The following is a 25,685-nucleotide window of genomic DNA, read 5'->3' on the forward strand; positions in this document are numbered from 1 at the left end:
CCGCACCCCTCCGACCCGCCCCATCCGCCTTTGCCTGGCTGACCCACCAGAGGGTGGGTTTGCCAGGCTGAACCTGGGTGGCAAAGCCACCGCCTGGTGGGTCAGCCAGCCAAATGGGGCTCCTGTCCGATATGGAGGTCGCGATCGGTCCGGGAGCGCTGGCGGGCACGGCGCGGGACGGGCTTTCAGGGCGAACCGGCCGAGTTCGGTGCCCAAGGTGCCTTCGGTGCCCAAGGTGCCTTCGGGTCGCCGCCCCGGACCACGTCCGGGGACCTGGGACAGGTTGTCGCGGGCTGCGACAGGTAATTCCATGTCCCAACCCACCAGTTCCTGTCCTCACCCCTCACGCCCGCCCGCCGGCGCCACCCGAACACACCGCGACCCCACGCCCGGGACAGCCTGGCCGAAAACCGGCCGGGGGGCAGCGCCGAGTCGTGGATCGCGGTCGCCACAAGGCCCTAATCCTGACCCGAATCCACGACTCGACGATCGCAGGATTTCGGGCGGGTGCCGGCACGCGGGAAACGCCTGCGCGCGACCCAGAGCCGCATCCACAGCCCATACACAAAATGGGGGAAGGGTCAGGCGGTCAGGGCGAGGATGAGGAGGGTGATCGGGAGGGCGAGTTCGAGGGTGGCGCCGAGGACGTCGCCGGTGGTGCCGCCGAGGGCGGTCCGAGCGCGGCGAGTGGTGATGAAGCTGGTGGCGACGGCGAGCAGGATGGCGGCCGCGGTGCCGACGAACAGGAGTACGTTGTCGACAATCCGGTCCGGGGTGAGCGGGGCGCTGAGCCACACCAGCAGCAGAGCGGCAGCCAGTACGACGACTGTCGTGAGAGCGGCCGTGATGGGGCGGACTGTGGCCGCGACCATGGCGCCCAGGCCGTCAGGGCGGGCCGCGGGGATCGTCGTTCGGCAGGACCAGGGGAGGGTGAGGCGACTGGCGACGGTGGCGATCAGGATCGACTGCCAGCCGAAGCCGGCCTGGATGCAGGCGGTGAGCGCCGCCACGTCGACCAGGAGCACCCCGACGATGGCCACGACACCGAAGGGCCCGATGTCGCTCTGCTTCATGATCCGGAGCATGGTCTCGCGATCCCGCCGGCTGCCGAGCGCATCCGCGAAGTCCGCCAATCCGTCCAGATGCAACGCCCCGGACAGCCCCGCCACCACAAGTACGCCGAGCACCGCGGCCAGCAACTCCGCGTCCGGCTGCACCAACTGAGCCACCGCCACCACGCCGGCCGCGATCCCACCGAGTAGTACGCCGACCGCCGGCGCGAGCACCATCGCCCGCCCACCGACCACCCGGTCGACACGCGACGGCATCCCAGCCGGGAGCAAGCTCAACATGCCTACCGCCAACCGCAGCCCGTCACCCCACCCACCACGCCGGCCGGCACCGTCAGCGCCGCCCCCCGCCGGCGCAGCCGGAGGCAGGTCGGGCGGCGGCAGATCCGGCGGCCCAGTCGGTGGCCCAGGCTGTGAGGGGTCGGGCGCGGCCCCCGGCGGCGGTGGCTGACGCGGCAGGTCGGGCGGTGGCAGGTCAGGCGGCAGGTCAGACGGTGGCAGGTCAGGCGGCGGCAGGTCAGACGGTGGCAGGTCAGACGGTGGCAGGTCAGGCGGCGTCATGTCAGGGGGAGGGTTCGGCCGGCGATCGTCCAGAGGACTTGGTCGGAGGCTAGCGAGATTGTGGTGTTCAGCCGGCCCATCAGGTCGCGGAAGAGGCGGGTGCCGGGGTCGGCGGGGACCACGCCGGAGCCGATGTCGTTGCTGACAGCAACCACCAGCCGCGGGGTCCGCGACCAGGCCTCCGCGAGGTCGGCGATGCGATCCTCGACCAGCCCGGCGCAGCCGAGATCGGACCAGATGTCCAGCGCGTCCATCGTGCGCGAGAGCCACAGCGTCAGGCAGTCGATCAGCAGCGGTGGTCCGGCGGCGTCGAGCAACGGGACCAGTTCGATCGTCTCCGCCAACCCCCAGGTCGCCGGCCGCCGGGCCTGGTGTTTGGCGACTCGCTCGGCCCATTCGGCGTCACCGGAGTCGTCCCCGCCAGTAGCGACGTACAAGACCTCCGGCTCCGACGCGAGCCGGCGCTCGGCGGCGATCGACTTGCCGGAGCGGGCGCCGCCGAGGATCAGCGTGCGTTGGTCAGGCATCCGTTCTCCCGGGCTCGAAGACGACAGGCGTATCGAAGGCCGCTTTCCGCGCGGTCCGGCGGAAGGCCGTGAGGACCGGCCGGCCGAGCAGCAGCACCAGCACGGCGGACAGCACCCCGCGCGGAATGTCCCACGCCAGCGACGTCGCGACCACGAACAACAGATACCGATGCAGATTCTCGGCCAGCGCGTCGCCCGGCACGAACGAGAAGTCGCTGCCGAAGGTCGCGTACGGCCAGAACCACAGGTTCATCACCACGCCGTACATCACCCCGGACACCAGCGAGTACGCCGCCAGCAGCAACAACTCCAACCGCCCGCCCACTCGAGGCAGCAGGCCCGCCAGGCACCCCACCCACGCACAGGCGAACATCTGGAACGGCATCCACGGCCCGACCCCACCAGTGATGAGCGCGCCGCCGAGCAGCGACACAGCCCCCAGCACGAACCCGAACCCGGCTCCGAACGCGCGCCCAGCCAGCACGAGCAGGAAGAACCCAGGCTCCAGCCCGGCAGTCCCCGGACCGAGTGCCCGTAGCGCCGTACCGACGGCCGCCAGCATGCCGAGCAGCGAGATCACCTTCGCGTCGATCCCCGCCTCGGACAGCTCCGCGAGTACGACGGCCACCAGCAGCGGCAGCAGCAGGACGAAGAGCCAGGGCGCGTCCGTGGTGTGGCCGATCGCGGACTCACCCCCCTGGTCGGTGTGGAGGAACAGCGGCCAGGCGAACGCCAGCAGCCCGACCAGAGACGCAACCACGAGCATGGTCGTGCTCCGCGGTTTGAGCCGGACCAGGCGAAGCGAGCGACCGTGCAGTTTGAGCCGGGCCGTGGTCATGACGCCCGCTCCAGTGCGGTAGCCACTTCTCCGACGGTCAGGAACGGCAAGGGGGCAAGGATCTTCGCCACCTGCGGTGCGAACGACGGAGACCCGGCCATGACCGCTGCTGTATCGCCATCACTGACCAATTCGCCCTCGGCGAGCACCAGCACCCGGGTAGCGACCTCAGCCACCATCTCGACGTCATGCGTCGACAGCACGACCGCATGCCCGGCAGCAGCCAGCTCACGCAGGATCGCCACCAGCCGACGCTTGGCGCCGTAGTCCAGACCCCGCGTCGGCTCGTCGAGCAGCAGGAGCGGCGGAGCGCCACACAGTACGACGGCCAGCGCCAGACAGAGCCGTTGTCCCTCGGACAGGTCCCGCGGATGCATCGCCTGGTCGATATCCGGAGCGAGCCGGTTCAGTAGCGCACGGCAACTACCCGCCGGCACACCGAAGTCGGAGTCGGCGCCCGCACACTCCTCGGCGACCGTGGCGGCGTACAGCAGGTCGGCAGGCTCTTGCGGGACCAGTCCGACCGCCTTGACCAGCTCGGAAGGCTTGGTACGACGCGGGTCCGCGCCGGCCGCTGCCGCCGTACCGGATTGCGCCGGCAGGATCCCCACCAGGGCGTTGAGCAGTGTGGACTTGCCGGCGCCGTTGCGGCCCATCAGTGCGACGATTTCACCGGCCTTGATACTCAGTGACACGCCGCGGAGAGCCATGACGTTGCCGTAGCCAACCACCAGGTCAGTGCACCGGGCGAGCTCGGCACCCGGGGCAGCCGCCGACCTCTGCGGCACGATGGAGTCCAAACGGCCTCGCAACGCGACAGCTGCCCGTCGGGCGTCGCGCACCGACAGGGGGAGTGGCGACCAGCCGGCCAGACGCCCCAGCTCCACCACAGGCGGTGCGACCGGAGCGGTCACCATCCGCTCCGCCGGTGGCCCAGTGGACACAGCAGCCGCACCACCCGGTACTTCGATCACTCGGTCGGCGTACTGGATCACGCGCTCGAGCCGATGTTCGGCCATGATCACAGTGACGCTCAGGTCGTGCACGAGTCGCTGCAGCGCGGCCAGCACCTCCTCAGCCGCCTGCGGGTCCAGTGCGGACGTCGGCTCGTCCAGCACGAGCACAGCCGGGTGAGAGGTCAGTGCGGCGCCGATAGCGGTCCGCTGCCGCTGCCCGCCCGACAGCGCCGTCAACGCCCGATCCCGTACGTCGGCCAGCCCCAGCAGATCCAGAGTCTCCTCAACCCGTCGGCGCATCACGTCCGGCGCGACTCCGAGCGACTCCATGCTGTAAGCGAGTTCGTCCTCGACCGTGTCGGTCACGAACCCAGCCATCGGATCCTGACCGACCATGCCGACCACGTCGGCCAGGTCGCGGGGCCGGTACTCGCTGGTGTCCCGTCCGTTGACGAGCACCCGCCCCGCCAGCGTGCCACCGGTGAAGTGCGGCACCAGTCCGTTGATTGCCCGCAGCAACGTGGACTTGCCGGATCCAGTCCGCCCGATCACCAGCGCCAACTCTCCCTCAGGCACGGTGAAGCTCACGTCCCGCAGCGCCGGCTCCGCGGCACCGTCGTACGTCACTGTCACCCGGTCGAACTCGATCATGCGATCGCCCGCCTGACCTGTGGAGGCGCGACCACCGCTGGCGCCAGTCCGATCAGTACGCCGACAACGGGCACCAGCGGAACGGGTGGAACGACCAACGGGCCCGCCAGCAGCAGTCCGGGGACACCACGTGCCGCAGCGGTGACCATAGCCCCGGCAGCGATCGCACCGGACGCCACGACCAGCCACTCGGGCAGCGCCCACGGATCCGGCCGGTATCGAGTCCGAGTGACCCGCTGACGCCCAATTGCCATGGCTCCGAGGGCCAGCAGCAGTCCGATCGCCAGCGCGGACGCCGCGAGCGGAAACGCCATGGATTCGGTCAGCAACGCGTAGACGCCCAGCAGGATGCCCAGCAACCCCAGCAGGACGCAGCCAGCGGTGAGACGACGCTGCGCTTGCGGGACGTGCGCCGTACGTCCGTAGCCGCGCGAGTCCATCGCGGCGGCGAGCTCGACCGACCTGTCCAAAGCACCTTCCAGCACGGGCATGGCCGTCGTACGGAAGGAGCCGCGGGTGCGGCCGCGCAGTCGGCGTGCGGCGCGGATGCGACGGGCGTCCGTCACCAGCTGCGGCGCGAACGTCAGCGCCACCACACAGGCCACGCCGATCTCGTAGAGGGCCCCGGGCAACGACTTGAGCAGCCGCCGGGGACTGGCCAGTGCGTTGGCGGCACCGACGCAGCAGAGCATGACGGCGAGCTGACCACCGTCGTACAGCGCGGTGAGCAACGCCTCCAGGGTGACCTCACCGCCGAGCTTCACCCCGTTTGCCCAGTCAGGCAAGGGAATCTGCGGCAGGGTGAACAGGACCGTGTTCCCCTGCGAGCGGGTGGACAGCAGCGCTTGCAAAACCACCCGGAGGCCGATGACCACCAGACCGAGCTTGAGGAACGCGGCGTAGCTGTGGGCCCAGGGAGCATCGGTCCGGCGGGCGGCCACTACGAATCCGGTCACTGCGAGGATCAGCCCGAGCAGCACCGGGTTCCGCGTCCTGCTGGCGGCCACGGCCATACCGAGCGCCCACAGCCACCAGGCCCCCGGGTGGAGCGCCCGGGGGAACGTCAGACGATCGACAGCACGCACTTACTTGGCTGTACGGCGGCGACTGAGGAGCAGACCACCACCGGCCAGTACGACGACAACCGCGGCGGCGATGATGATCCCACCCCACGGAGCGCCGTCGCCGTCCGAGGAGGATGCGACTGGCGAGGGGGAGGCCGCAGGTGCGGCACCGACCGCGGCACCGATCTGCAGCGTCACCGGGGTGTCGGTGGCCGGGACCTGGATGTTCTTCACTTGGTCGCCGCAGCCCTTGGCCGGGTAGCCCGCGATCCCGCAGGTCAGGCCCTTCTCGATCCGGACCGGCGCGACCGCGGCCAGGATCTTCGCGCCGGTCGCCTTCACGTCGGTCACCACACACGTGCCGGTGGCCGGACCCGGAGTCTCACCGCCGGCCGCGTCCTCCGGCGTACCCGGGTCGACCACCAGGGCCACCCGCTTCTTGCCGGTCTCGGCCGGCGTCTTGCCGCAGATCGCCTCGAAATCTCCCGCTGCGCGCGGCACCCGGGGCTTCGCGCCGCCGACGGCGAACCGCCAGCCCTCCACCGCCCCGTCGGCCGGGACGACGGCGTCGGAGCCCTTCGGTGAGAAGGCCCATTGGCCGGAAGCCCACTGGTAGTAGCCCCAGAAGCGATAGCCGTCCTCGGCCTGTGCGGTGGTGGCGACGGTCCCCGCCAGCAGGAGACCCGCCAGCAGGGCGAGGACCAGTCGTACGGTCCGGTGTGCAGTCATCTCATGTCCTCGATCGGGCCGTGGCCCGGTGGAGGAAGTCCCGCCTGCACCGGCAGGGTAGGGGCCCCACCCGCGGACCACGGCGGGTAGCTGAGCCTGCCTGCGGCACAGTGTTCCGGCTCGCCACCTGAGGTGGCCTACGGTTGCGGGTCAGCGCCGGACTTGGACCGGCTTCCCTGTGACGCAGGCGTGTTCGGACCGAAGCCTACTCTGGCGCGGCCAGACTCATCGGGCCGTAGACCTCCCGGTCGTCCTCCAGCAGGTACACCTGGGCGACGCCACGGTCGGCCAGGTCCCGCCAGAGCTCACCCAGCCAGCTCTCCGCGTCACCCTGTGCGGAGAACTCGGCCCCACCAACCTCACCGGGGTCGACCAGGGCGCCGGAAGCGGTCTCGAACCGCCAGCTCCAGCTCACGAGCCGGGCCGAGTCTGCGGCGCGTTCTGCGCGGTCTTGGCCGGGTCACGCTCGACGATGCCGCCCAGCGTCTCGTCGATCTGCTTCAGCAGGCTCTCCTCGAGCCTCACCCCGGACGCCTTCACGTTCTCGGTGACCTGCTCGGGCCGGGAGGCGCCGATGATCGCCGAGGACACGTTCGGGTTCTGTAGCACCCAGGCGATCGCCAGCTGGGACAGCGACAGACCGGCCTCGTCGGCGACCGGCTTCAGGTCCTGGACCCGGGTGAGCACGTCGTCGGTGAGGAACCGCTTGATGAAGTTCGACCCGGCCGCGTCGGTGGCCCGGGAGCCGTCCGGCGGCTGCTGACCTGGCAGGTACTTACCGGTGAGCACGCCCTGCGCGATCGGCGAGAACACCACCTGGCCGATGCCGAGCTCCTCCGAGGCCGGCACCACCTCGGCCTCGATCACCCGCCAGAGCATGCTGTACTGCGGCTGGTTCGAGACGAACGGGATGCGCAGCTCCCGGGCCAGCCGGTGGCCCTCCTGGAGTTGCTCCGCGGTCCACTCGGACACGCCGATGTAGAGCGCCTTGCCGGACCGGACGACGTCGGCGAACGCCTCCATCGTCTCCTCCAGCGGCGTCTCGGTGTCGTACCGGTGCGCCTGGTAGAGGTCGACGTACTCGGTCTTGAGGCGCCTCAGCGAGGCGTTGATCGACTCGTGGATGTGCTTGCGGGACAGGCCGGTGTCGTTCGGTCCGCCGGGGCCGGTCGGCCAGTAGACCTTGGTGAAGATCTCCAGCGACTCGCGCCGCTCACCCTCCAGCGCCTCGCCGAGGACCGACTCGGCCTTGGTGTTGGCGTAGGTGTCGGCGGTGTCGAACGTGGTGATGCCGGCCTCCAGGGCCGCCCGCACACAGGCCTTGGCCTGATCGTTCTCCACCTGGGATCCGTGCGTGAGCCAGTTCCCGTACGAGATCTCGCTGACCTTCAAACCACTGTTGCCGAGATAGCGGAAGTCCATACCCCTGACCCTACCGGCCCGGTCAGCTGGGCTTCTCGCCGCGCTTGACCATCGGCTTGGGCATCCGCCAGCGGCGCATCTGCATGGTCCGCCGGACCGCGTAGAACCCCAGGCCCTTGGTGGACTCCTTCGGGAACTTCACCGTGACCGCCTTCCGCAGTCCGGCCGAGAGCAGGAACCAGTCCGCCGCGATCAGCACGATCATCACCAGGAAGAGCAGGTTGACCACGCCGGCCAGCCACGGGAACTGCGCCGAGAACACCACGCCGACCAGCGACACCACCAGCAGGACCGGCAGCGCGAACTCCATCACCGAGTAGCGGGCGTCCACATAGTCCCGGGCGAAGCGCCGGACCGGGCCCTTGTCGGCGGCCGGCAGGTACCGGTCGTCGCCGGTGCGCAGAGCGTCCTGCATCTTGGCCCGCTCGGTGCGGACCTTCTCCCGCCGGTACGCCGACGCCTCCTTGCGGTTACGCGGCTTCTTCAGCGCCTGCTTGCGGGCCGCCTCCGCCTCCTTGCGGGTCGGGGTGGGGCGTCCCTTCCCACCCGGCTTGCCCTGGGGCTCGCCGGGTACGGTGGTAGCTGTCTCAGACTTGGTACGACGGAACACGGGGTCTGAACCTCATTCGCAGGGCAGGTCGCGACTCGGGGTGGTCCCCGGACCTAGGCACTACTTTATCGGGGCCGGTCCTGATGGTGTGGTGACCCGTGGGGACATAGGGTGGATAAGGCACGCCGGGTCGTCACGCCGGCACAGAAGGGGTACGGATATCGATGAGCATCTTCAAGCGGATGTCGACGATCTTCAAGGCCAAGGCGAACTCCGCCCTGGACAAGGCCGAGGATCCTCGCGAAACCCTTGACTACTCGTATCAGAAGCAGCTGGAGCTGCTGCAGAAGGTACGGCGGGGCGTGGCCGACGTGGCCACCAGCCGTAAGCGGGTCGAGTTGCAGGCGTCCCAGCTGCAGTCCCAGTCGGCGAAGCTGCAGGAGCAGGCCCAGAAGGCGCTCTCGATGGGCCGTGAGGACCTGGCCCGGGAGGCCCTGACCCGCAAGTCCGGGCTGCAGGGCCAGATCGACGATCTGCAGACCCAGCACGCCCAGTTGCAGGGCGAGGAGGAGAAGCTGACGCTGGCCTCCCAGCGGCTGCAGGCCAAGGTCGAGTCGTTCCGGACCCGCAAGGAGACCATCAAGGCCACCTACACCGCGGCCGAGGCGCAGACCCGCATCAACGAGGCCTTCTCCGGCATCTCCGAGGAGATGAGCGACGTCGGCCTGGCGGTCCAGCGGGCCGAGGACAAGACCCAGCAGATGCAGGCCCGGGCCGGCGCGATCGACGAGCTGCTCGCCTCCGGCGCGCTCGACGACGCGAGCGGTACGGTCAAGGACAACATCACCCTGGAGCTGGACCGGATGTCGTCCGGCTCCGACGTGGAGAACGAGCTGGCCGCGATGAAGGCCCAGCTGTCCGGCGGCAGTGCGCCGAAGGAGCTCTCCGGTGAGGCCGAGGGTGCCGCGGCGCCGCAGTCCGCCCAGACCCAGCAGCCAGTGCAGCAGCCGGCCGCCGAGCCGGTGCGACCTCAGGACGGAGACGTTCGATGATCGTTCGCATCATGGGTGAAGGTCAGTACCGCCTCGCCGACGAGAAGCTCGACGCGCTGAACGCGGTCGACGGCGACCTGGAGAAGGCGGTCTCCGCCGGCGACGAGGCGGCCTTCCAGACCGCGTTCGCCGCGCTGCTGGAGTTCGTCCGCTCCGGTGCCAGGGTGCCGGACGACGAGCTGCACGACTCCGACGCGATCCTGCCGCCCGGCGACAGCTCGCTGGCCGAGATGCGCGAGCTGATCAGCGGCGACGGCCTGATCGCCGGCTGAGCCACACCCCGATCTCCGTCCCCGACCCGGCGGCTGATCACTACTGGTAGTCAAGTCATTCGAGACCCCCGAGGCCCGCATCGCGGCCTCGGGGGTCTCTGCCTGTTAGTTGGGTTGCGCCGGGGTAAACACTCCCTACTAGTGCTGTTGTACGGGGCATCCTCGTAGTACTGTCTGCTTCACGTCGTTGTGGGGGCGGCGTTCATCGAGGTCCGTGACGGGGTGTGGGTTGGTCACGGGCATCGCTTTTCACCTGTGGGGGGTGACTGTGCGTGACTGAATTTGTCATGTCGGAGGGGTTGGCCGAACCAGCTGAGCTGCGGCCGGCGTCGTCGGGGGAGCGTCGTCGGCCGGTCTGGGTGGTTCCGGACGAGGTCCCGGCGATCGTGCCGCAATCGGCCCGGTTCACCGAGGCACGCTGGGTGGGGAGATACCGGCGGGCCGCGCTCGCCGCTGACCTGGGTGCCGGCGTGATCGGGGGCTCGCTGGCGCTGGTGGCCAGGTTCGGGGCCCAGATCAACGTCGGCTACTTCCTGGTCGGGGCCTTGTTGCCGATCGCCTGGCTGGCCTGTGTGGCGCTGCAGCGGGGTTATGAGACCCGCTACTTCGGCACCGGGCCGGAAGAGTTCCGCTCGATCATCCGCGCCGCGGTGGCGCTGACCGCCGTGGTCGCGATCACGTCGTACGCGACCAAGAGCGAGGTCGCGCGTGGATTCGTCGTCCTGGCGGTGCCGATGACGTGCCTGGCGGCGATGACCGGACGCTGGGTGCTGCACCGCAGCATCTCCTGGCGGCGGTTCGCCGGCCGGTGCATGCGCCGGGTGCTCGTTGTCGGACGCAACGATCAGGTGAGTACGCTGCGGCGGCACCTGGAGGAGCGGCCGGCCGACGGCTACGTCGTGGTGGCGAGCTGCCTGCCGCGCGGCGACGCCTTCGCGGAGCCGGAGCTCGAACTCCTGGGCCGGACCGAGATGGACATCCTGGCCGCGGTCGACAAGTACGACGTGGACGTCGTCGCGGTGGCCGCGGATCCGGAGCTGGCCGGCTACACGCTGCGCAAGCTGTCCTGGGCGCTCGAGCAGCGCGGGGTCGAACTGATCGTCTCGCCGGGGATCGTCGAGGTCGCCGGTCCGCGGATCTCGATCCGCCCGGTGGCCGGCCTGTCGCTGCTGCACCTGGAGCGGCCGTCGGTCTCCGGCGGGCCGCACCTGCTGAAGAGCATCTTCGACCGGGTGGTCGGCTGCCTGCTGCTGCTGGCGATCGCGCCGATCCTGCTCGTCACCGCGGTCCTGATCAAGCTGACCAGCCGTGGACCGGTGCTGTTCCGGCAGACCCGGGTGGGTCGTGGCGGAGAGCAGTTCTCGATGCTGAAGTTCCGCACGATGGTGGCCGACGCGGAGGCCCGCAAGGCCGAGCTGGCCGTGCTGAACGAGGGCAACGGGGTGCTGTTCAAGCTCCGCGACGATCCGCGCGTGACCAAGGTCGGCAAGTATCTGCGCCGGTTCTCGATCGACGAGCTGCCGCAACTGGTGAACGTGCTCCGTGGCGACATGTCACTGGTCGGCCCACGGCCGCCGTTGCCCGCCGAGGTCGCGCAGTACGCGATCGACGACGCGCGCCGGATGCTCGTGAAGCCGGGCCTGACCGGTCTGTGGCAGGTCAGTGGACGCAGCGACCTGACGTGGGAGGAGTCCATGCGGCTCGACCTGCGCTACGCCGACAACTGGTCGATCGCGCTGGACCTGCTGATCTTGTGGAAGACCGCCCGCGCCGTCCTCGGTAGCGACGGCGCTTACTGACCTCGCTCCGGCCTTCTGCCGGCCGGCGCGACATCCAAGCACCACGTCGGGGGACGACTCACAGCGGTGCATTCCCGAGGGGGGAATTCATGACGCAACACCTCAGTGCCGAATCCGGTACTGATCAGGCAACGACCGAGGACACCTCCGTCCGGTCCGAAGCCGCGACCCTGGTGATCCAGGCCGCGTCCGGGGACCAGGGCGCGTGGAGCCGGCTGGTCGATCACTATGCGCGGCTCGTCTGGGCCGTCACCCGCAGCTTCCGGCTCAGCGACAGCGACGCTGCCGACGTGTCGCAGATGGTCTGGCTGCGGTTGCTCGAGCACATTCACCGCGTCGACCCCGAGCGGGTCGGCGCGTGGCTGGTCGTCACGACCCGCCGGGAATGCCTGCGGGTGCTGGCATTCCGCAAGCGTGTCCTGCTCACCTACGAGTCGTCCGCGTTCGAGGGACAGCCGGGCGACCAGCCCGACCTGGATGCCGAGCTGCTCGCCGGCGAGCGGGCGCACGACGTACGGCGGGCACTGGAAAGCCTGCCGGATCGGTGGCAGCAGCTGCTCGGCATGCTGATGGCCGACCCGCCTGCGCCGTACGCGGAGATCTCCGCCACGATCGGTATCCCGATCGGCAGCATCGGCCCGATCCGCGGCCGCTGCCTCGAGAAACTCAGACTGCTGCTTGCCTCCTGAAACAGCATTCTGTGTCCGGTCCGGACCGCCTGATCAGAGCATGATCCAGGCGGTCCGGACCGGTCGTTGTGTGCTGCCCGGCCAGCGGAGCAGGAAGCTGACCAGCCGCGCGGCGGTCGGGCCTTCGGCCTCGCCGCCGCGGGACTCGACCGCGACCGGACCGGACGGGGAGACCCGCAGCTCGATGGTCAGATCGGCCTGACCGTGCACGTCGACGTCCAGGGTGATGCCGTGGCCGGCGAACCGCAGCCGCCGGATGTCTTCGGAACCAGGGGCGTCGATGATGCTGTCGAAGATCAGGTCGAGGACGTCGAGATCCCGCTCGTGCCGCCCGAAGGCGGCATAGCCGACCGAGCGGAGCAGTGCGATCTGCTCGCCCGCGGCACGCTCAGGAGGCCCGATCATCGCCGCTCAACGCTCCTCGGTCACCTTGATCACGCTGTCGCCGTCCTGCCCGTACGGCGCTCCCTGCCACGAGGCCCAGTTCACGCGCGTGCCCTGGCCGTGCACGACGAAGTTCCACGGCCCGGCGTAGGTGTTGCTGAAGAAGCGGTTGCCCTGGTGGTAGGTGATGGCGTCCTGCACGGCGGCCTTCTGGTACGGCGACCAGGTCGGGAACGTACCCCAGTTGGAGAACAACCCGTTGTAGCCACAGCCGCTGCGCGACGCACAGGACTTGCCGATGTTGTCCGGGTCGAGGCTGAACACGTTGTCGTGCACGCGGACGTTCTGGGTCTTCCACCGGCAGTCGCCCAGGTACGGCTGGTTGCGGATGTTGGCCGCGTTGCAGGTCTTGGCGGTGACGACCTTCGTGTTCACCAGAGTGCCCGAACCCGTGCTGGTGTTGGCCGGTGAGCCGGAGAACCGGTCCGCGTTCTCCCAGAGGATCACCCCGGCCCAGTTGTCGGTGAAGACGTTGCCGCTGATCTCGAAGGACTGGTTGAACATTCCGGCCACGCGCTTGTCGGCCCCGGACTCGGAGACGTACAGCGCCGGGGTCGGGAACCCGCCGTTCTGCGGACCCTTGCCGAGACCGTTGCGGACGAACGTGTTGCCGCGGATCGAGGCGTTGTAGCTGGTCTCGTAGACGATGCCCTCGGCCAGGTTGCCGGAGATGTAGTTGCCCTCGATGGCGAAGCTGGTGTTGTTGGTGTCCGCCCACAGCCCCGCGCTGTGGTTGTCGTGGATCCAGTTGGACCGCACGATCGCCCCGGTGACCTCCCAGAACTTGCCGCCGCCGGTGCAGCCGCAGCCCGACTTCACTTTCTCCCAGTCGTCGGTGTTGTTCCCGGCGATCTCGTTGTGCTCGACCACGATGCTGGTGACCTTGCCGGGGTTGTAGGCGCTGAAGCCGTACTGGCCGTTGTCCCTCAGACAGTTGCCGCGGACAACGTTGTGGTCACCGATCATCACCCCGGCGCCGGCGTTCTCCCGGATCGTGTTGGCCTCCACCGTCCACTGCGCGGCAGCGTCGTGGTTCACCGCGCCTTCGTCATTGTTCGTCCGGCGCGCTCCGAAGTTCTGGATGGTGAGGTTCTTGATCACCACGTCGGTGGCATAGCCGGTGAAGGCGTAGCGGTTCTTCCGGCCGCCGTCCAGCACCGCCCCGGGCGCACCGATGTAGACGTTCCCCTGCTTGGGGATGACCTGGGAGAACGCGCCCGAGCCCAGCGTGTGCTTGCCGGCCTCCAGGTAGAACGTGGTGCCGGCCGGGCTGGCCTCGGTGACGTCGTGCAGGTTCTGCGTGGCGCTGACGACGACGGCGCCCACGGGTGCGGTGGCCGGGCCGGACAGCGCCTTGACGTTCCCGCAGATCCTGGCCGGCGGGGTTTTCGGCGCCACGACGTTCGCCGTGGTGGACGTCGCGGCAGGGCCGGAGGACGCCGCCCCCGTCGAGGACGGCCGGTTCGCGACATAGACACCGGCGCCGGCGACGACCGCGAGCACGGCCACTCCGGCGACGATCACCGTCCGCCGGTTGCGGTACCACGCGGTTCCTCGGCCGGAGACCGGCGGGGACGGGTCGCGCTGTTCCATGGCTCTTCCTTCGGGGGGCACGTGCTGTGGGCTAATGAAGCGGTGTGGCTGACTGGTCGATGGCGAACCGGTAGATGTCGAGCAGTTGCCCGATGGCGTGTCCGGGGTCGTGCTTGGCCTCATACGTCGCCCGCGCGTTGCGGCCGAGGACGTCGTACCGGTCGGGGTCGGTGTCGACATCGAGCAGGAGCTTCCCCAGGTCGTCGGGGCGGCCGGGATCGAACAGCGCGCCGTCGACCCCGTCGGTGACGAGCTCGGGGAAGGAACCGTGGGCGGACGCCAGCGGCGGTACGCCGACCGCCATCGCCTCGACCACGACCAGCCCGAACGTCTCCTCCCACTCCGACGGCAGGACGACCCCGCGGGACTCGCCGAGCAGCTCGAAGACCTCCGGTTTGCTCAGCAGGCCGCGCAGCTCGACCGATGGCCGCGAGGCCGCCCACGCGGTCACCTCGTCCAGCATCGGGCCGCCACCGGCGATGACCAGCCGCAGCGCGTCGTCACCCGCGATCGCGCGGTACGCGTCCCAGCCCTTCATCAGCAGGGGCGCGCCCTTCGCCGCGTCGAGCCGGCCGACATATGCGACCTGTCGCTGCTTGCGTCCGTCGCCGGGGCGGCCGACCCGGCCGTCGTACGGCACGTAGTTGTAGCGGACGAAGCTGCGGTCCGGGTCGAAGCGCAGTCCGGCCAGCAACCTGCGCTGCGACTCGGAGATGAACACGAACGCCGAGACCAGGTCGCGCCAGCTCCGCCGGTGGCTGCGGGTGTTCAGCACCGTGCTCGCGGTCGCCAGCGTGGACCCGCGGTAGCAGCGGTGCCGCACACCGGGGAGCGGATTGCCGCCGGCACAGTTGTGACAGACGGCGCCGTCGCGGAAGAAGTCGCCGCTGGCACAGAGCAGCTTGTAGTTGTGCAGGGAGATCACGACGGGAACGCCCGCGTCCCGGCAGGCGTAGAGCACGGACGGACTCAGGACCGGGAACGTGTTGTGCACGTGGACCACGTCCGGGCGGAATCGCTGCAGCGTCTCGCCCAGATCGCGTTTCGCGGCCGGGTTCCAGACCACGCGGGCCGGCAAGGTGGCCTTCTTCCAGGCCGGCCAGTCCTCGATCTCGTCGCTGCGGCGCTCGAACAGTTCGACGTCCTGGCCGGCCGCGGCCAGCGCCGCGAGCTCCTGATCGACCACCCGGTTCTCGCCGCTGGGCGCCGTCGAGCGGTACCTGTTGTGCACCAGCAGGATCTTCATCGTGCTCCCTCACGCGGAGTCCACGAGTACACCAGCGACGCGGCCAGTGTGAGCTCGAGAAGGTACGGCGACGCCTCGCTGAGCCCGCTCTCGGTGAACGAGGCGACGACGCAGTAGGCGACCAGGAAGAGCGCCAGCGCGCGGCGCGGGCCTTGGGGCTGGAACCAGGCCGCGACCAGCACGAACAGGACGAGGACGATGGTGATGCCGACCCCGAGCAGGCCGACGTCGTAGTACGTGCCCAGCCAGTTGCTGTCGATCGGCAGGCCGTTGAAGGACTTGTTGGACAGCCCGAACCCGAAGAAGGTCTCGAACGTCGAGCGCGGCTGCTCGAGGATCGCGTCCCACACCATTTTGCGGCCGGTCAGGGCGCCGAGTTCGGCGGTATCCTGCCCACGGGCCAGCCAGGTGGTCACCACCGAGCTGAGGGTGAGCGCGCCGACCGAGAACACGACGACGCCGATCGCGAACGCCCGGCGGACCCGCGTGCGCGCGGTGAACAGACTCAGCCCGGCGATCACCACACCGGCCAGCATGGCGATCAGCGCCGTCCGGGTATGGGTCAGCAACAGGATCGGCGTCGTCACCAGGACACTGGCGAGTGCCACCGAACGACGCAACAGTCCGGCCATCCACAGCACGGCCGTCAGGCCGATCGCGACCGCGGAGTAGTGGCCGACCTGGGTCGGCGGGATGGGCCACAGGACGCCGCCGAGCCGATCGTCGGTGAGCGCGAGACCGGGTGCGACCAGCAACCCGAGCGCGACCGAGCCGACGATGCACCACAGGACCAGCAGATGGGTGCGCACCAGCAGCAGGTCGCGCCGGGTCCACCACGGAGTGAGCAGCCAGAGCACGAGCACGAACAGGAACAGGCGACTGGTCCGGAACAGCGCGCCGAACAGGAACTCGGCCCGGATGCTCGCCAGCAGGGCCTCGGCCGCCAGCAGGCCGGCCAGGAACATGTAGACGCTGGGCCGGATCCGGGCCGGCCGGTTCACGGTCAGCACCACCATCAGGGCGACGACCAGCGACGACTGGGCGATCAGCTTGCCGACGGAGCCCGGGATCGGAATGATGTGCGGCGCGCCGGGGAAGAACGTCATCACGTTCAGCACCAGCAGAGCCCAGACCAGCTGCACCCGCCGCCGGCGGCGCCGCTCCGGCGCGACGGGCCGGCGGCCGACCGCGGCACCGAGCTTCGGGCCGGCGACCTCGGTGCTCATCGCTCGAACATCTCGATATCAGCGGTCCTGGTCGAGGACTCCAGCTCCGCGATCCCGACGCCCTCGTCGGTCCGGTCGGCCCGCAGTACGACGGCGGTGTCGATCTGCAGGCCCGCGAGCCGCAGCATCTCGCCGGTCGCCTGGATCTTGGCCGTCGTCGACCGTCCCGCCGTGACCACGACGGCCGCCCGGGAAGCCCAGCTGCCCAGATGCTCGGCGCCGAGGGCCGGCGTCAGGGTAGCGAGGGTGAGGACCACGTCGGCGACGTCCCACGCGGCATCCAGGGCGATGTCGTTCGTACCGCCCGAGCGGTTGTTGTCACCCAGCCGCAGGTAGCAGCCCTCGGCCGGTCCGTTGACCGGGTCCGGCAGGAAGACGTCGAGCCGCTTGCCCGGCTCGCTGAACTGCGACTCGTGCGTGCCGGGCGTCTTGACGCCGAGCGTCGCGGCGAGCAGACCGGTCCCGGTGAGGTCGGCGGCCAGCACGTGCCTGCCCTCGGTGGAGTACGACACGGCCAGCGACGCCACGGCCAGCGCACACGCCTTGACGTCGTCGACGCTGACCACGGCCAGCGCCGGAGTCGGCCGCTTCGTCCAGATGATCCGCTGGTCCAGGTGCTGCACCATCAGCTTGATCTCGGGGTTCTGCTGCTGCGAGGCGCGCAGCCGCTTCGGGAACGGCCACAGGCGCCAGCGCGGCGGCCGACCGGTGCTGAGCCGGACCCGGGCGCCGAGCGAGCGGGCGATGTCCTGCCGTTTCCACGCGCGGTCGGACACGAGCGCGCGGACCACCACGAAGCCCAGCCCGATGAAGAGACCTGCCATCAGGCCGGTCATGGCCTTGATTGCCAGCGTCCGCTTCGCCGACACGAGGACCGGCGCGGCCTGGTCGAGCATCCGGCTGCTGTTCATCTTGGACGCCGCGACCTGCTCGTCGAGCAATTGCTGCCGGACGTACGTCGCCTTGTCCCGGGCGGCGCCGAGCCTGATCATCTCCGGGGTCTGCGGCTGCTCCGGACTGTTCGGGTTGCCACCCGCCGCCACCACAGCCTGTTCCGCTGTGGTCTCCTCGTTCTGGGCGGTGACATAATCGCGGCTGAGTGGCGCCCCCTGGAGCGCGATCTGCTCCTTGCGGAAGATCAGGTACGTCTGCGCCAGGGCCGTGGCCAGCTTGGTGGCATCCTCGCTGGTCTTCGCGCTGACCTTGATCTCCAGGACCCGGTCGGTCAGTGGCGCGACCGTGTACTCCTTGAGCAGGTCGTCCGGTGTCTCCGGCAGCTTCAGGAATTCGATCGTCCGCTCGGCCACGGTGCGGGTGGTGGCCAGGCTGGCGTCGGTGGCCATCGCCTTGGTCGGATCCTCGCCGTCCCGGTGGGTCAGCAGCAGCCGGGCGGACGAGACGCTAGCCGTTGGCAGGGCGACGGCCGTCGTGATCCCGCCGGCCAGACCGATGATCGCCAGTACCAGCCAGATCCGCCAGTGCCGCCGGATGGCGTCGCGGAGGAACCGGTAGGTGACCAGGGCGTCCGGCGGAAACGAGGTCGTCGTCTCGTCGGCGAACAGGCCGTCGTCGTCGTCGAACCAGGTGGTCGAGCCGGCTGGGGGATCGGAGTACGGTTGGTTGCTCATCGCGGCCGCCTCGCAGATCCGGTCAGCAGCGTGGGCAGTCGGGAGCCCGCGCGCCGCTGCGCCTGCGAGACCCGGCCGATCGTCCGGTCGGACGGATCGGGATCGGTGACGACCAGGCCGTCGATCGTGCGGTCGTCGGCAGCCGCGGCCACGGCCAGCCGGGCGAGCTCCTCGGCCGTCACGGTGCCGGCCGACAGGGCGACGATCGTACTGGTGGTGGGTTCTGCGCCGTCCAAGTTCGGGGCGTCCTTGTCGACCACGACCAGATGGATGTCCAGGGCAACGGATCCGGACGGTTGCTCCTGGTGGTTGTCGAGCACGATCGACGTACTGATCCCGATCGAGTTGGCGAACGCGGCGAGCTGCGGACCGAGTGGACGGGCCTTGTCGTCCTCGCTGAACGAGATGACGGTCAGCGAGGCCGGCGGCCCACCCTTCACGTCCAGGCCCAGGTTGTGCAACGTCTTGCGCAGGCTCCAGGCGTCGACGGCGGTCGGGGAGTAGTGCTCGAACAGATAGGCCCAGTCCGACACGTCCGTGGCCCGGTACGACGAGACGGAGGCCAGCACCGGCAGCCCGACCGCGTCGGCGACCTCGTCGCGCAGCCGGAGCCGGCGGTCACCGCGGGCCCTGGCCAGCACAGCGATCGATCCGGCCGCGGCACCCAGCAACGCGCCGAGCAGGCCGAAGATGCCGAGATGGACCAACATGTTCCCGCCACGGGCGGTGGTCGCTTCCTCGAGCATCCGGGCTCCCGTTTTCTTCCCGAGGTCACCGGGCAGCTTCTGGTCCGTGGTGACGAACACCAGGTAGATCTGGGCGACGGCGTTGGACAGCCGCATCGCCTGCTGCGCGGAGGTTCCCTTGGCATCGATCCTGATCACGTCCGTCGTGACCGCGGTGACATTGACCCGGTCGCGGACCGTCTTCACACCCAGCGCCGGCGCGAGGTTCTGGCCGGCGCTCCGCAGCACCGGCTCGCTCTCGGCGATGTAGACCTGGGTCGCGATGCTCTGCGTGCCGGCTTCCTTCTCCGCGTCGGTCGCCGGCGGTGGTGGCAGTACCACCAGCGACGTCGCCGTGTGCAGCGGCGGTTCCAGGACGCCGTAGGCGACCCCGCCGAGCAGGCCGACAGCGGCCACCGCGGCGACCACCAGTCGCTGGCGGCGGATGGCCTGCCAGGACTTCTTGACGTCGAGCTGCTGTGCGCTCACAGTCCCCTCCAGTCGAACGTCACCATGACTTCGGAGTAATAGAGGGCGGTGATCCGCGCCTGATACAGCGCGGAGGCAGTGGAGTCCGGTCAGGACCGGAATCGGAAGGTGCTGGTCGCCGGGGCGTCCGCAGCGAGGGTGCCCGAACCGACCAGAGTGGTGATCGGGACCTTGTGGCCGAATCGCGGGGAGTACCAGCCCAGCAACGGATCGTCGCCGCCGCGGTGCGCGGTCCAGCTCAGTCCGGCCGGCAACTCGACGATCGCCGAACCCGTGGGCCACTCCAGCCGGCCGCTGGCTCCGTCCAGCTCGACGGATACCTCCGGACCCAGGTGCCACGCCATCCGTACGTCGGACGCCGCATCCAGGTGGTCCTCGACCCGCAGCACGCCATGATCCAGTACGGCGGTCCGCCGGTGAGTGACCGGTGATTCGCCGGCTCGGTAGCCGTCGTGATCGGCGTCCCAGGTGACCACGTCGCCCTCGACGGCGTACCGGCGTACCCGGCCTGTTGCCCCGCGCAGCCAGAGGAACGGGCCACCCCAGGTGGACTGCTCGGTGCCGGCGACCTCGACGGTGTTGTGGGCGATGGTCGAGCGGAAGTAGTTCCGCCAGGCTTCCTCGCCGTGGTAGCAGTACGTGCCAGGGTCGGCCAGGATGTCGACGCCGCCGACCCGGACCTCGAGGGACAGCGCGTCGCAGTGCGCGTGGGCCGCGATGGACAGGAAGCCGTGCGGGCCGGCGTCGGCGCGGCACCAGATCTCCGGGCCGCCGGCTCCGTCGACACTGGTGCGGCTGCGCAGGATCGTCAGTCCGGCGTCCCCGAAGTGTGCCGGCCGCTCGGCCGGACGATCTGATTGCTTGCCGTTGACCAAGGAGCCGACGATGACCGCGGTCGCCGTGACCGGAGTCTTCGGCCACCAGGGTGCTCGGCCGACGACGGCGCCGCCGAGCGACAGGAACGCTGACCAGTGGTGGACATCCGGTGGATCGAGGACGAGCACCATGCCCTCGTCGTCATCGCCCTGCCGAGGTGGTCGCAGCGTGTCGTCGACGATCGCCGCGGCGACGTCGACGGTGCGCGTGAGCAGAGCCCAGGTGCGGGGGCTGAGCGGATGACCGGCCATGTCCGCCTCGAGAGCGGCGTAGAGGCCGAGCTCGGAGACGAAGCGGTGGTAGTCGGTCGCGAGCTCGCGGTTCACACCGGACGGGAACGTGTTGGCGTCGAGTTCCTTCTCCAGCAGGGCTGCCGCGTCGGCCCGCCAGCGCGCGCTCTTGCTGAACCAGGGGAACGCGCAGGCGCCGACGAGCTGCCCGGCGGCCTCGGCGATCACGTGGTTGTTCGCCGACGAGCCACGGCTCTCGAACGCGGCGAGGTAGCGCTGGTGCCAGTAGATCTGCCGGAGAGCGAGTTCGTTGTGCTCGAACAGGTCGGTGACGTCGGGCCAGTCGTTCAGCAGCCGGCGGATCCAGGTCCAGCTGATCAGCCGGAGGCCGATCTCGATCCCGCTGGCCCAATGGACGCCGGACAGGAACGGGTTCGACCGCCACCAGTCGTTCAGGTGATCGGCGACGCGTTCGGCATACGTGTCGTCGTGAGTCAGGTACCAGGCCGCGGCGAGCTGGGTCAGGTGGTGGTGGCGGGACAGCTCCCACACCTGCTTGACGTTCCCGACCACTTCCTCGTTGCGGTGGTTGAGCCGGAACACGTACTGCGCCGGGTCCGATCGCCGGCCCGTGGTCGGGTCGCGGAACCAGTCCGGCGAGCGCAGGTCGGTCCGGTCGGCGCCGAGCACCTCGAGCTTGCCGGCCATGATCGCGTCGGCCGTGGTGATCACCGCCTTGCGGGCCTCCTCCGGTACGGCGCACGCGGTGTGCGGCGGGAGCGTCGTACCGAAGGTCGGCTCCTTGCGCAGCGGGAGGTGAACCTCCGTGTCCTGCCCGGGCCGGATCTGTTGGTAGGCCCAGGCAGTACGGCGTGCATGGTCGCGGGTGCGCCAGATCAGCTCGGTGGCGGACATCCGGCGCAGGCGGCGGACGTACCAACCCAGGGGCTGACGGCTCATTGGGTCCCTTGAATGGGCTCCGGGCGGCCGCTGGCGAGGCTGCGGTCGACCGCGATGGTCGCGCGGGTGGTGGCGATCAGCGAGTCGAACGAGATTGGCATCGGGCCGCCGGCCTTGACCGCGGCGACGAAGTGTTCGAGCTCGATCCGCTGGCCCTTGTCGGTGCCGCGGGTCTTGCGCGTCGCCGGCTTCCGGCCGATCCACACCGAGGCGCTCTGGAAGTTGTCCAGCCGGCCGTTGCGGCCGCCGCCGGTGATGTCCAGCGTCTCCTTCGGGAAGCGCGCGTTGCCGCCGCCGACGTAGCTGATCGTGCCGACCGAGCCGTTCGCGAACCGCAGCGTGACGACGACGTCGCCGGCGTCGGGACCGGGTACCGCGAACACCTCGGTGGGCGGGCTGTTGAGCCACCAGCTGAGGGTGTCGATGAAGTGGCCGCCCTCACCGCCGAAGCGGCTGCCTTCCTTGTCCTGGTCGAGGTACCAGCTGGACGGGTCGAGCCGGCCCGCGTTCACCAGGTAGCGCAGCGACGAGTTGCCGCCGGGGGTGCCGAAGCGGTCCCGCAGGTCGGTCAGCAGCGGGGCGAACCGCCGGTTGAATCCGACCATCAGCCGGTCGTTGCCGGTGGCATCAACCGTGGCGACGATCCGGTCCACGTCCTCGGTGGTCAGGGCCAGCGGCTTCTCGACGAAGACGGCCTTCCCGCTCTCCAGCGCGCGGCAGGCGAGGTCGGCGTGACTACTGTGCCGGGTCACCACGAACACCGCGTCCAGGCTGCGGTCCGTCAGCACCGCATCCGCGTCGGTCGAGATCGTCTCGAACCCGAACCTCCGTTGCGCGTTGGCCGCCGACAACGACTTGTTCGTCGCCACATGAGCCAGCACCGCATCCTCATCCTTCTGCAGGTGCGGCAACAACATGCTCGACGCGTAGTTCCCCGCGCCGATGAATCCGAGTCGGACGGAGCCGGTGGTCGGAGCGGACGGTCGCGAAACCCGCGTCGTCTGCGGCGCGGCCTCCTGCTGGGTAACCTCCGGGTACTCGAACAGGAAGCCGACTCCGGGGAGGGTGCCTGAGCTGAGTTGCTGGTAGACCTCGGTCGCGTCGGCGATCGGGAACACGCTGGCCACCAGGGACCCGACGTCGATCTGTTCGCGGGCGATCAGGTCGATGAAGCATTCCAGGTTGCGGCGTTCGGTCCAGCGAACGTAGCCGGCCGGGTAGTCGATGCCCTCGAGCTCGTAGCGGTCGTCGTACCGGCCGGGGCCGTAGGAGCGCGAGAAGCGGACGTCGAGTTCCTTGTCGTAGTAGGCGTTCCACGGCAGGTCGAGCTTGGTCTTGCCGATGTCGACCACGCGAGCGCGGTCGCGGGCCAGCCGGGCGGCGGTCTCGACCGGGCCGTTCGAGTGGCCGCCGGCGGCCAGCAGGATGCGGTCCGCGCCGAGGCCGTTCGAGGCCTCGAGCAAGGCCCGTTCCAGCGTTGCGACCCCGGCCTCGTCCGCGGACGAGCAGTGCAACGCGCCGGCCTTCTCCGCCATCCGGCAGCGGTCCTCGACCGTGTCGATGCCGAAGACGCGTACGCCGGCCGCGACCAGCAGCCGCACCACGAGCTGACCGACCAGGCCGAGCCCGATCACGACCGCGGTCTCGCCGAGCTGCACCTCCGCCTGCCGCACGCCCTGCATCGCGATCGCACCGACCGTCGAGAAGGCCGCCTGCTCCGGCGGCACTCCGTCCGGCACCGGCACGCACAGGTTGACCGGCACCCAGTTGTACTCCGCGTGCAGCGCGAACTCGTTGCCCGCGGCAGCGACCAGCTGCCCGACGCTGAACTCTTCGGCACCGGCGCCGACCTCGACGACCACACCACACAGCGAGTAGCCCAGCGGTGTGTAGGAGTCGAGTTTGTTCATCACCTTCTTGTAGGTGTTGACCGCGCCCTGCTGGGCGACCGAGTCGAGCACCTTCCGCACCTGGTCCGGACGCGCTTTCGCCTTGCCGACCAGCGACAGCTTCGCCTCGCCGACCTTCATCAGCTCGGTGCCGGTCGAGATCAACGAGTACAGCGAACGGATCAGCACGCCACCGGGCGCACAGGTGGGCGGAGGCACGTCCAGGACCGCCAGCTCACCGGACTTGTAGTTCTGTGCAACCTGCTTCATGTCGGTCCTTCAGAGAGAGGTGATGGTCACGCCGAGGGACCGCATGTTCCGGGTCCAGGTCTCCAGCGTCAGCAGCTGCCAGATCTGCTTCGAGTAGTCCTCGCGCCCGGCCCGCTCGTCGTCGACCAGCCGCTGTACGGCGCTCTGCCGCAGGAACCCGCTGCCGACGAGCTCGCCCCGCACCAGGGTGTCGTCGACCAGTTCGCGCAGGTCGTTGCGGATCCACGCCCGCAGCGGCGCGCTGAACGACGCCTTCGGCCGGTAGATGATCTCCTTCGGCAACCAGGCCTCGGCCGCCTTCTTCAGCGCGAGCTTGCTCACCCGCCGGTGGATCTTCTCGCTGCCCGGGATCGAGAACGCCGCCCGCGCGACGATCGGGTCCACGAACGGTGTCCGGACCTCGGTCGACGCGGCCATGCTGGACCGGTCGGTGTAGGCCAGGTTGAGCCCTGGCAGGAACATCCGCGAGTCGGCCAGGCACATCCGGTTCACGTGATCGTCGAGCGTGGTGTCGTGGTAGATGTCGCTGTGCTCGGCGAGCAGCTTCCCGACGTACGGCTCCAGGTCCGGACTGATCAGACCGGTCAGCTGGTCGCCGTCGTACATCGTGTAGCTGCGCCGGAACGCCGTCTCCTCGGACAGGTTCGCGAACGTCTCGAACCGCTTCGCCCAGCGCGCGTACCGCAGGCCGCGACCGTTGACGGTCACCGGCAGCCGCCGGACGGTGGGTCCGATCAGGCCGTTGCGCAGTACGCCGGGAAGCCGCTGGTACTGCGCTCCCATCACGCACGCGAGGTGTTTGCGATAGCCGCCGAACAGCTCGTCGGCGCCCATCCCTGAGAGCAGGACCTTGACGCCGGCGTTGCGGGCGGTGTCGCACATCAGCAGCGTGTTGATCGCGGCCGGGTCGCCGATCGGCTCGTCCAGGATGTCGACGATCCGCGGCAGCAGTTCGACCACGTCCGGGGCGATCTCGATCTCGTGCAGGTCGATGCCGAACTGCTGGGCCACCTTGCGGGCGTAGATCGCGTCGTCGGGCATCGCCTCGAGCCGCTGGTCCTGCGCGCGGAAGGTGATCGTGTACGAGTCGACACTCGGATCGAGCCGCTTCGCCAGCACGGTGACCAGGCTGGAATCGAGGCCGCCGCTGAGGAAGGTGGAGACGGGTACGTCGGCGACCATGTGAGCGGCGACGGATTCCTCGATCACCGTACGCAGGTCGGCGCGCGGCCCGGCCGCTGCCTCGGTCGCGACGTCGGTCACGCGCCAGTACGTCTCGTGCCGGCTACTGCCGTCCGGCCGGAACTCGGCCCACGAACCCGGCGGCAGCTTGTCCACGCCCTCGATCGAGCAGCGCTGCTCGGGCAGCCAGTAGTAGAGCATCGACGCGATCAGCGCGCCGGGCTCGGTGCGGAGCTCCGGTCCGATCGCGGCGACCAGCGCCTTCAGCTCGGACGCGAAGATCACGCCGCCCTCGCGGCGAAGGAAGTACAGGGGCTTGATGCCGAGCGGGTCGCGGGCCAGGTACATGCTGCCGCTGTCCTCGTCGAGCATCGCGAACGCGAACATGCCGCGGAACCGCCTGAGTGCGTCCGGGCCCCACCGCCGCCAGGCCTCCAGCACCACCTCGGTGTCGCCGTTGGTCCGGAACGCGACGCCGGCCCTGGACAGCTCGGCCCGCAGTTCCTTGTAGTTGTAGAGCTCGCCGTTGTAGCAGATCGTCAGGCCGCGCTTGCTGAACGGCTGGTCCGCTTCCGACGACAGGTCGATGATCGACAACCGGCGGTGCGCCAGGTACGCGCGAACGTCGCCGTCCTCGAACGGGTACACCGCCGAGGCGTCCGGACCGCGGTGCGCGATCCGGTCGCTCATCGTCTCGGCGAGGGCGAACCCGTCGCGCTGCTGGTAGCAGCCGGCGATGCCGCACAC

22 protein-coding genes and 1 riboswitch are annotated in these 25,685 nt (G+C 69.6%); of the genes, 4 read left to right on the plus strand and 18 right to left on the minus strand.

Annotated elements, in window-relative coordinates; translation table 11 throughout:
* Positions 1-581: 581 nt before the first annotated feature.
* From OG555_RS28515 to OG555_RS28555, 9 genes are all read right to left on the minus strand, one after another.
* Positions 582-1,352 (minus strand): adenosylcobinamide-GDP ribazoletransferase, encoded by a 771-nt coding sequence (locus tag OG555_RS28515; RefSeq protein WP_329475625.1) that lies wholly within the window; start codon positions 1,350-1,352, stop codon positions 582-584.
* A 275-nt stretch (positions 1,353-1,627) separates the two neighbouring features.
* Complete coding sequence (locus OG555_RS28520; protein ID WP_329475626.1) at positions 1,628-2,158, minus strand: bifunctional adenosylcobinamide kinase/adenosylcobinamide-phosphate guanylyltransferase; 531 nt, start codon at positions 2,156-2,158, stop codon at positions 1,628-1,630.
* Positions 2,151-2,996, minus strand: coding sequence for an ECF transporter S component (locus OG555_RS28525; RefSeq protein WP_329475627.1), 846 nt, complete (start codon positions 2,994-2,996; stop codon positions 2,151-2,153). Before OG555_RS28525 ends, OG555_RS28520 begins: the two co-directional genes overlap by 8 nt.
* The gene (locus tag OG555_RS28530) at positions 2,993-4,603 is read right to left on the minus strand and encodes an ABC transporter ATP-binding protein (protein ID WP_329475628.1); all 1,611 of its coding nucleotides are present in this window, start codon (positions 4,601-4,603) and stop codon (positions 2,993-2,995) included. The genes OG555_RS28525 and OG555_RS28530 overlap by 4 nt, the downstream gene beginning before the upstream one ends.
* Positions 4,600-5,688 (minus strand): energy-coupling factor transporter transmembrane component T, encoded by a 1,089-nt coding sequence (locus OG555_RS28535; protein ID WP_329475629.1) that lies wholly within the window; start codon positions 5,686-5,688, stop codon positions 4,600-4,602. The genes OG555_RS28530 and OG555_RS28535 overlap by 4 nt, the downstream gene beginning before the upstream one ends.
* Positions 5,689-6,396, minus strand: a complete 708-nt coding sequence (locus OG555_RS28540; RefSeq protein ID WP_329475630.1) for an SCO2322 family protein — start codon at positions 6,394-6,396, stop codon at positions 5,689-5,691.
* 86 nt (positions 6,397-6,482) lie between these two features.
* Positions 6,483-6,614, minus strand: a riboswitch (cobalamin riboswitch).
* The gene (locus tag OG555_RS28545) at positions 6,602-6,811 is read right to left on the minus strand and encodes a hypothetical protein (protein ID WP_329475631.1); all 210 of its coding nucleotides are present in this window, start codon (positions 6,809-6,811) and stop codon (positions 6,602-6,604) included. Its footprint overlaps the riboswitch before it by 13 nt.
* Positions 6,808-7,818, minus strand: coding sequence for an aldo/keto reductase family protein (locus OG555_RS28550; protein WP_329475632.1), 1,011 nt, complete (start codon positions 7,816-7,818; stop codon positions 6,808-6,810). The genes OG555_RS28545 and OG555_RS28550 overlap by 4 nt, the downstream gene beginning before the upstream one ends.
* Positions 7,819-7,840: 22 nt before the next feature.
* Positions 7,841-8,428, minus strand: a complete 588-nt coding sequence (locus tag OG555_RS28555) for a DUF3043 domain-containing protein (protein WP_329475633.1) — start codon at positions 8,426-8,428, stop codon at positions 7,841-7,843.
* Positions 8,429-8,592: 164 nt separating this feature from the next.
* Between OG555_RS28555 and OG555_RS28560 the strand changes: the two genes are divergently transcribed.
* The 4 genes from OG555_RS28560 to OG555_RS28575 all read left to right on the plus strand — a co-directional run bounded on the left by OG555_RS28560 (position 8,593) and on the right by OG555_RS28575 (position 12,180).
* On the plus strand, positions 8,593-9,420 hold the full coding sequence (locus OG555_RS28560; protein WP_328521990.1) for a PspA/IM30 family protein: 828 nt from the start codon (positions 8,593-8,595) through the stop codon (positions 9,418-9,420).
* Positions 9,417-9,692, plus strand: coding sequence for a PspA-associated protein PspAA (pspAA, locus tag OG555_RS28565; RefSeq protein WP_328521989.1), 276 nt, complete (start codon positions 9,417-9,419; stop codon positions 9,690-9,692). Before OG555_RS28560 ends, pspAA begins: the two co-directional genes overlap by 4 nt.
* Before the next feature lie 272 nt (positions 9,693-9,964).
* Positions 9,965-11,491: a sugar transferase gene (locus OG555_RS28570; RefSeq protein WP_329475634.1), complete on the plus strand. Its 1,527-nt coding sequence runs from the start codon at positions 9,965-9,967 to the stop codon at positions 11,489-11,491.
* 89 nt (positions 11,492-11,580) lie between these two features.
* Complete coding sequence (locus tag OG555_RS28575; protein WP_329475635.1) at positions 11,581-12,180, plus strand: RNA polymerase sigma factor; 600 nt, start codon at positions 11,581-11,583, stop codon at positions 12,178-12,180.
* Between the two features lie 33 nt (positions 12,181-12,213).
* On the opposite strand, the gene OG555_RS28580 is transcribed toward OG555_RS28575, so the two are convergent.
* From OG555_RS28580 to asnB, 9 genes are all read right to left on the minus strand, one after another.
* The gene (locus tag OG555_RS28580) at positions 12,214-12,585 is read right to left on the minus strand and encodes a hypothetical protein (RefSeq protein ID WP_329475636.1); all 372 of its coding nucleotides are present in this window, start codon (positions 12,583-12,585) and stop codon (positions 12,214-12,216) included.
* Positions 12,586-12,591: 6 nt separating this feature from the next.
* Complete coding sequence (locus OG555_RS28585) at positions 12,592-14,217, minus strand: right-handed parallel beta-helix repeat-containing protein (RefSeq protein ID WP_329475637.1); 1,626 nt, start codon at positions 14,215-14,217, stop codon at positions 12,592-12,594.
* Between the two features lie 31 nt (positions 14,218-14,248).
* Positions 14,249-15,463: a glycosyltransferase gene (locus tag OG555_RS28590; protein WP_329475638.1), complete on the minus strand. Its 1,215-nt coding sequence runs from the start codon at positions 15,461-15,463 to the stop codon at positions 14,249-14,251.
* The gene (locus OG555_RS28595; RefSeq protein ID WP_329475639.1) at positions 15,460-16,689 is read right to left on the minus strand and encodes an O-antigen ligase family protein; all 1,230 of its coding nucleotides are present in this window, start codon (positions 16,687-16,689) and stop codon (positions 15,460-15,462) included. The genes OG555_RS28590 and OG555_RS28595 overlap by 4 nt, the downstream gene beginning before the upstream one ends.
* Complete coding sequence (locus OG555_RS28600; RefSeq protein WP_329475640.1) at positions 16,686-18,317, minus strand: hypothetical protein; 1,632 nt, start codon at positions 18,315-18,317, stop codon at positions 16,686-16,688. The genes OG555_RS28595 and OG555_RS28600 overlap by 4 nt, the downstream gene beginning before the upstream one ends.
* Positions 18,314-19,531 (minus strand): Wzz/FepE/Etk N-terminal domain-containing protein, encoded by a 1,218-nt coding sequence (locus tag OG555_RS28605; protein WP_329475641.1) that lies wholly within the window; start codon positions 19,529-19,531, stop codon positions 18,314-18,316. Before OG555_RS28605 ends, OG555_RS28600 begins: the two co-directional genes overlap by 4 nt.
* 89 nt (positions 19,532-19,620) lie before the next feature.
* Positions 19,621-21,597 (minus strand): heparinase II/III family protein, encoded by a 1,977-nt coding sequence (locus OG555_RS28610; RefSeq protein ID WP_329475642.1) that lies wholly within the window; start codon positions 21,595-21,597, stop codon positions 19,621-19,623.
* The gene (locus tag OG555_RS28615) at positions 21,594-23,756 is read right to left on the minus strand and encodes a bi-domain-containing oxidoreductase (RefSeq protein ID WP_329475643.1); all 2,163 of its coding nucleotides are present in this window, start codon (positions 23,754-23,756) and stop codon (positions 21,594-21,596) included. Before OG555_RS28615 ends, OG555_RS28610 begins: the two co-directional genes overlap by 4 nt.
* 9 nt (positions 23,757-23,765) lie before the next feature.
* Positions 23,766-25,685 carry an asparagine synthase (glutamine-hydrolyzing) gene (gene asnB, locus OG555_RS28620; protein WP_329475644.1) on the minus strand — a complete coding sequence of 640 codons (1,920 nt, stop codon included), beginning with the start codon at positions 25,683-25,685 and terminating at the stop codon, positions 23,766-23,768.

The sequence above is a fragment of the Kribbella sp. NBC_01484 genome, assembly GCF_036227145.1.
Lineage (GTDB): Bacteria > Actinomycetota > Actinomycetes > Propionibacteriales > Kribbellaceae > Kribbella.

Excerpts from the sequence above, each read along its gene's own strand:
- OG555_RS28515 (WP_329475625.1), bottom strand. The coding sequence starts at position 1,352 with ATGTTGAGCTTGCTCCCGGCTGGGATGCCGTCGCGTGTCGACCGGGTG.
- OG555_RS28520 (WP_329475626.1), bottom strand. The coding sequence starts at position 2,158 with ATGCCTGACCAACGCACGCTGATCCTCGGCGGCGCCCGCTCCGGCAAG.
- OG555_RS28525 (WP_329475627.1), bottom strand. The coding sequence starts at position 2,996 with ATGACCACGGCCCGGCTCAAACTGCACGGTCGCTCGCTTCGCCTGGTC.
- OG555_RS28530 (WP_329475628.1), bottom strand. The coding sequence starts at position 4,603 with ATGATCGAGTTCGACCGGGTGACAGTGACGTACGACGGTGCCGCGGAG.
- OG555_RS28540 (WP_329475630.1), bottom strand. The coding sequence starts at position 6,396 with ATGACTGCACACCGGACCGTACGACTGGTCCTCGCCCTGCTGGCGGGT.
- OG555_RS28550 (WP_329475632.1), bottom strand. The coding sequence starts at position 7,818 with ATGGACTTCCGCTATCTCGGCAACAGTGGTTTGAAGGTCAGCGAGATC.
- OG555_RS28560 (WP_328521990.1), top strand. The coding sequence starts at position 8,593 with ATGAGCATCTTCAAGCGGATGTCGACGATCTTCAAGGCCAAGGCGAAC.
- pspAA (WP_328521989.1), top strand. The coding sequence starts at position 9,417 with ATGATCGTTCGCATCATGGGTGAAGGTCAGTACCGCCTCGCCGACGAG.
- OG555_RS28575 (WP_329475635.1), top strand. The coding sequence starts at position 11,581 with ATGACGCAACACCTCAGTGCCGAATCCGGTACTGATCAGGCAACGACC.
- OG555_RS28580 (WP_329475636.1), bottom strand. The coding sequence starts at position 12,585 with ATGATCGGGCCTCCTGAGCGTGCCGCGGGCGAGCAGATCGCACTGCTC.
- OG555_RS28585 (WP_329475637.1), bottom strand. The coding sequence starts at position 14,217 with ATGGAACAGCGCGACCCGTCCCCGCCGGTCTCCGGCCGAGGAACCGCG.
- OG555_RS28590 (WP_329475638.1), bottom strand. The coding sequence starts at position 15,463 with ATGAAGATCCTGCTGGTGCACAACAGGTACCGCTCGACGGCGCCCAGC.
- OG555_RS28595 (WP_329475639.1), bottom strand. The coding sequence starts at position 16,689 with ATGAGCACCGAGGTCGCCGGCCCGAAGCTCGGTGCCGCGGTCGGCCGC.
- OG555_RS28600 (WP_329475640.1), bottom strand. The coding sequence starts at position 18,317 with ATGAGCAACCAACCGTACTCCGATCCCCCAGCCGGCTCGACCACCTGG.
- OG555_RS28610 (WP_329475642.1), bottom strand. The coding sequence starts at position 21,597 with ATGAGCCGTCAGCCCCTGGGTTGGTACGTCCGCCGCCTGCGCCGGATG.
- OG555_RS28615 (WP_329475643.1), bottom strand. The coding sequence starts at position 23,756 with ATGAAGCAGGTTGCACAGAACTACAAGTCCGGTGAGCTGGCGGTCCTG.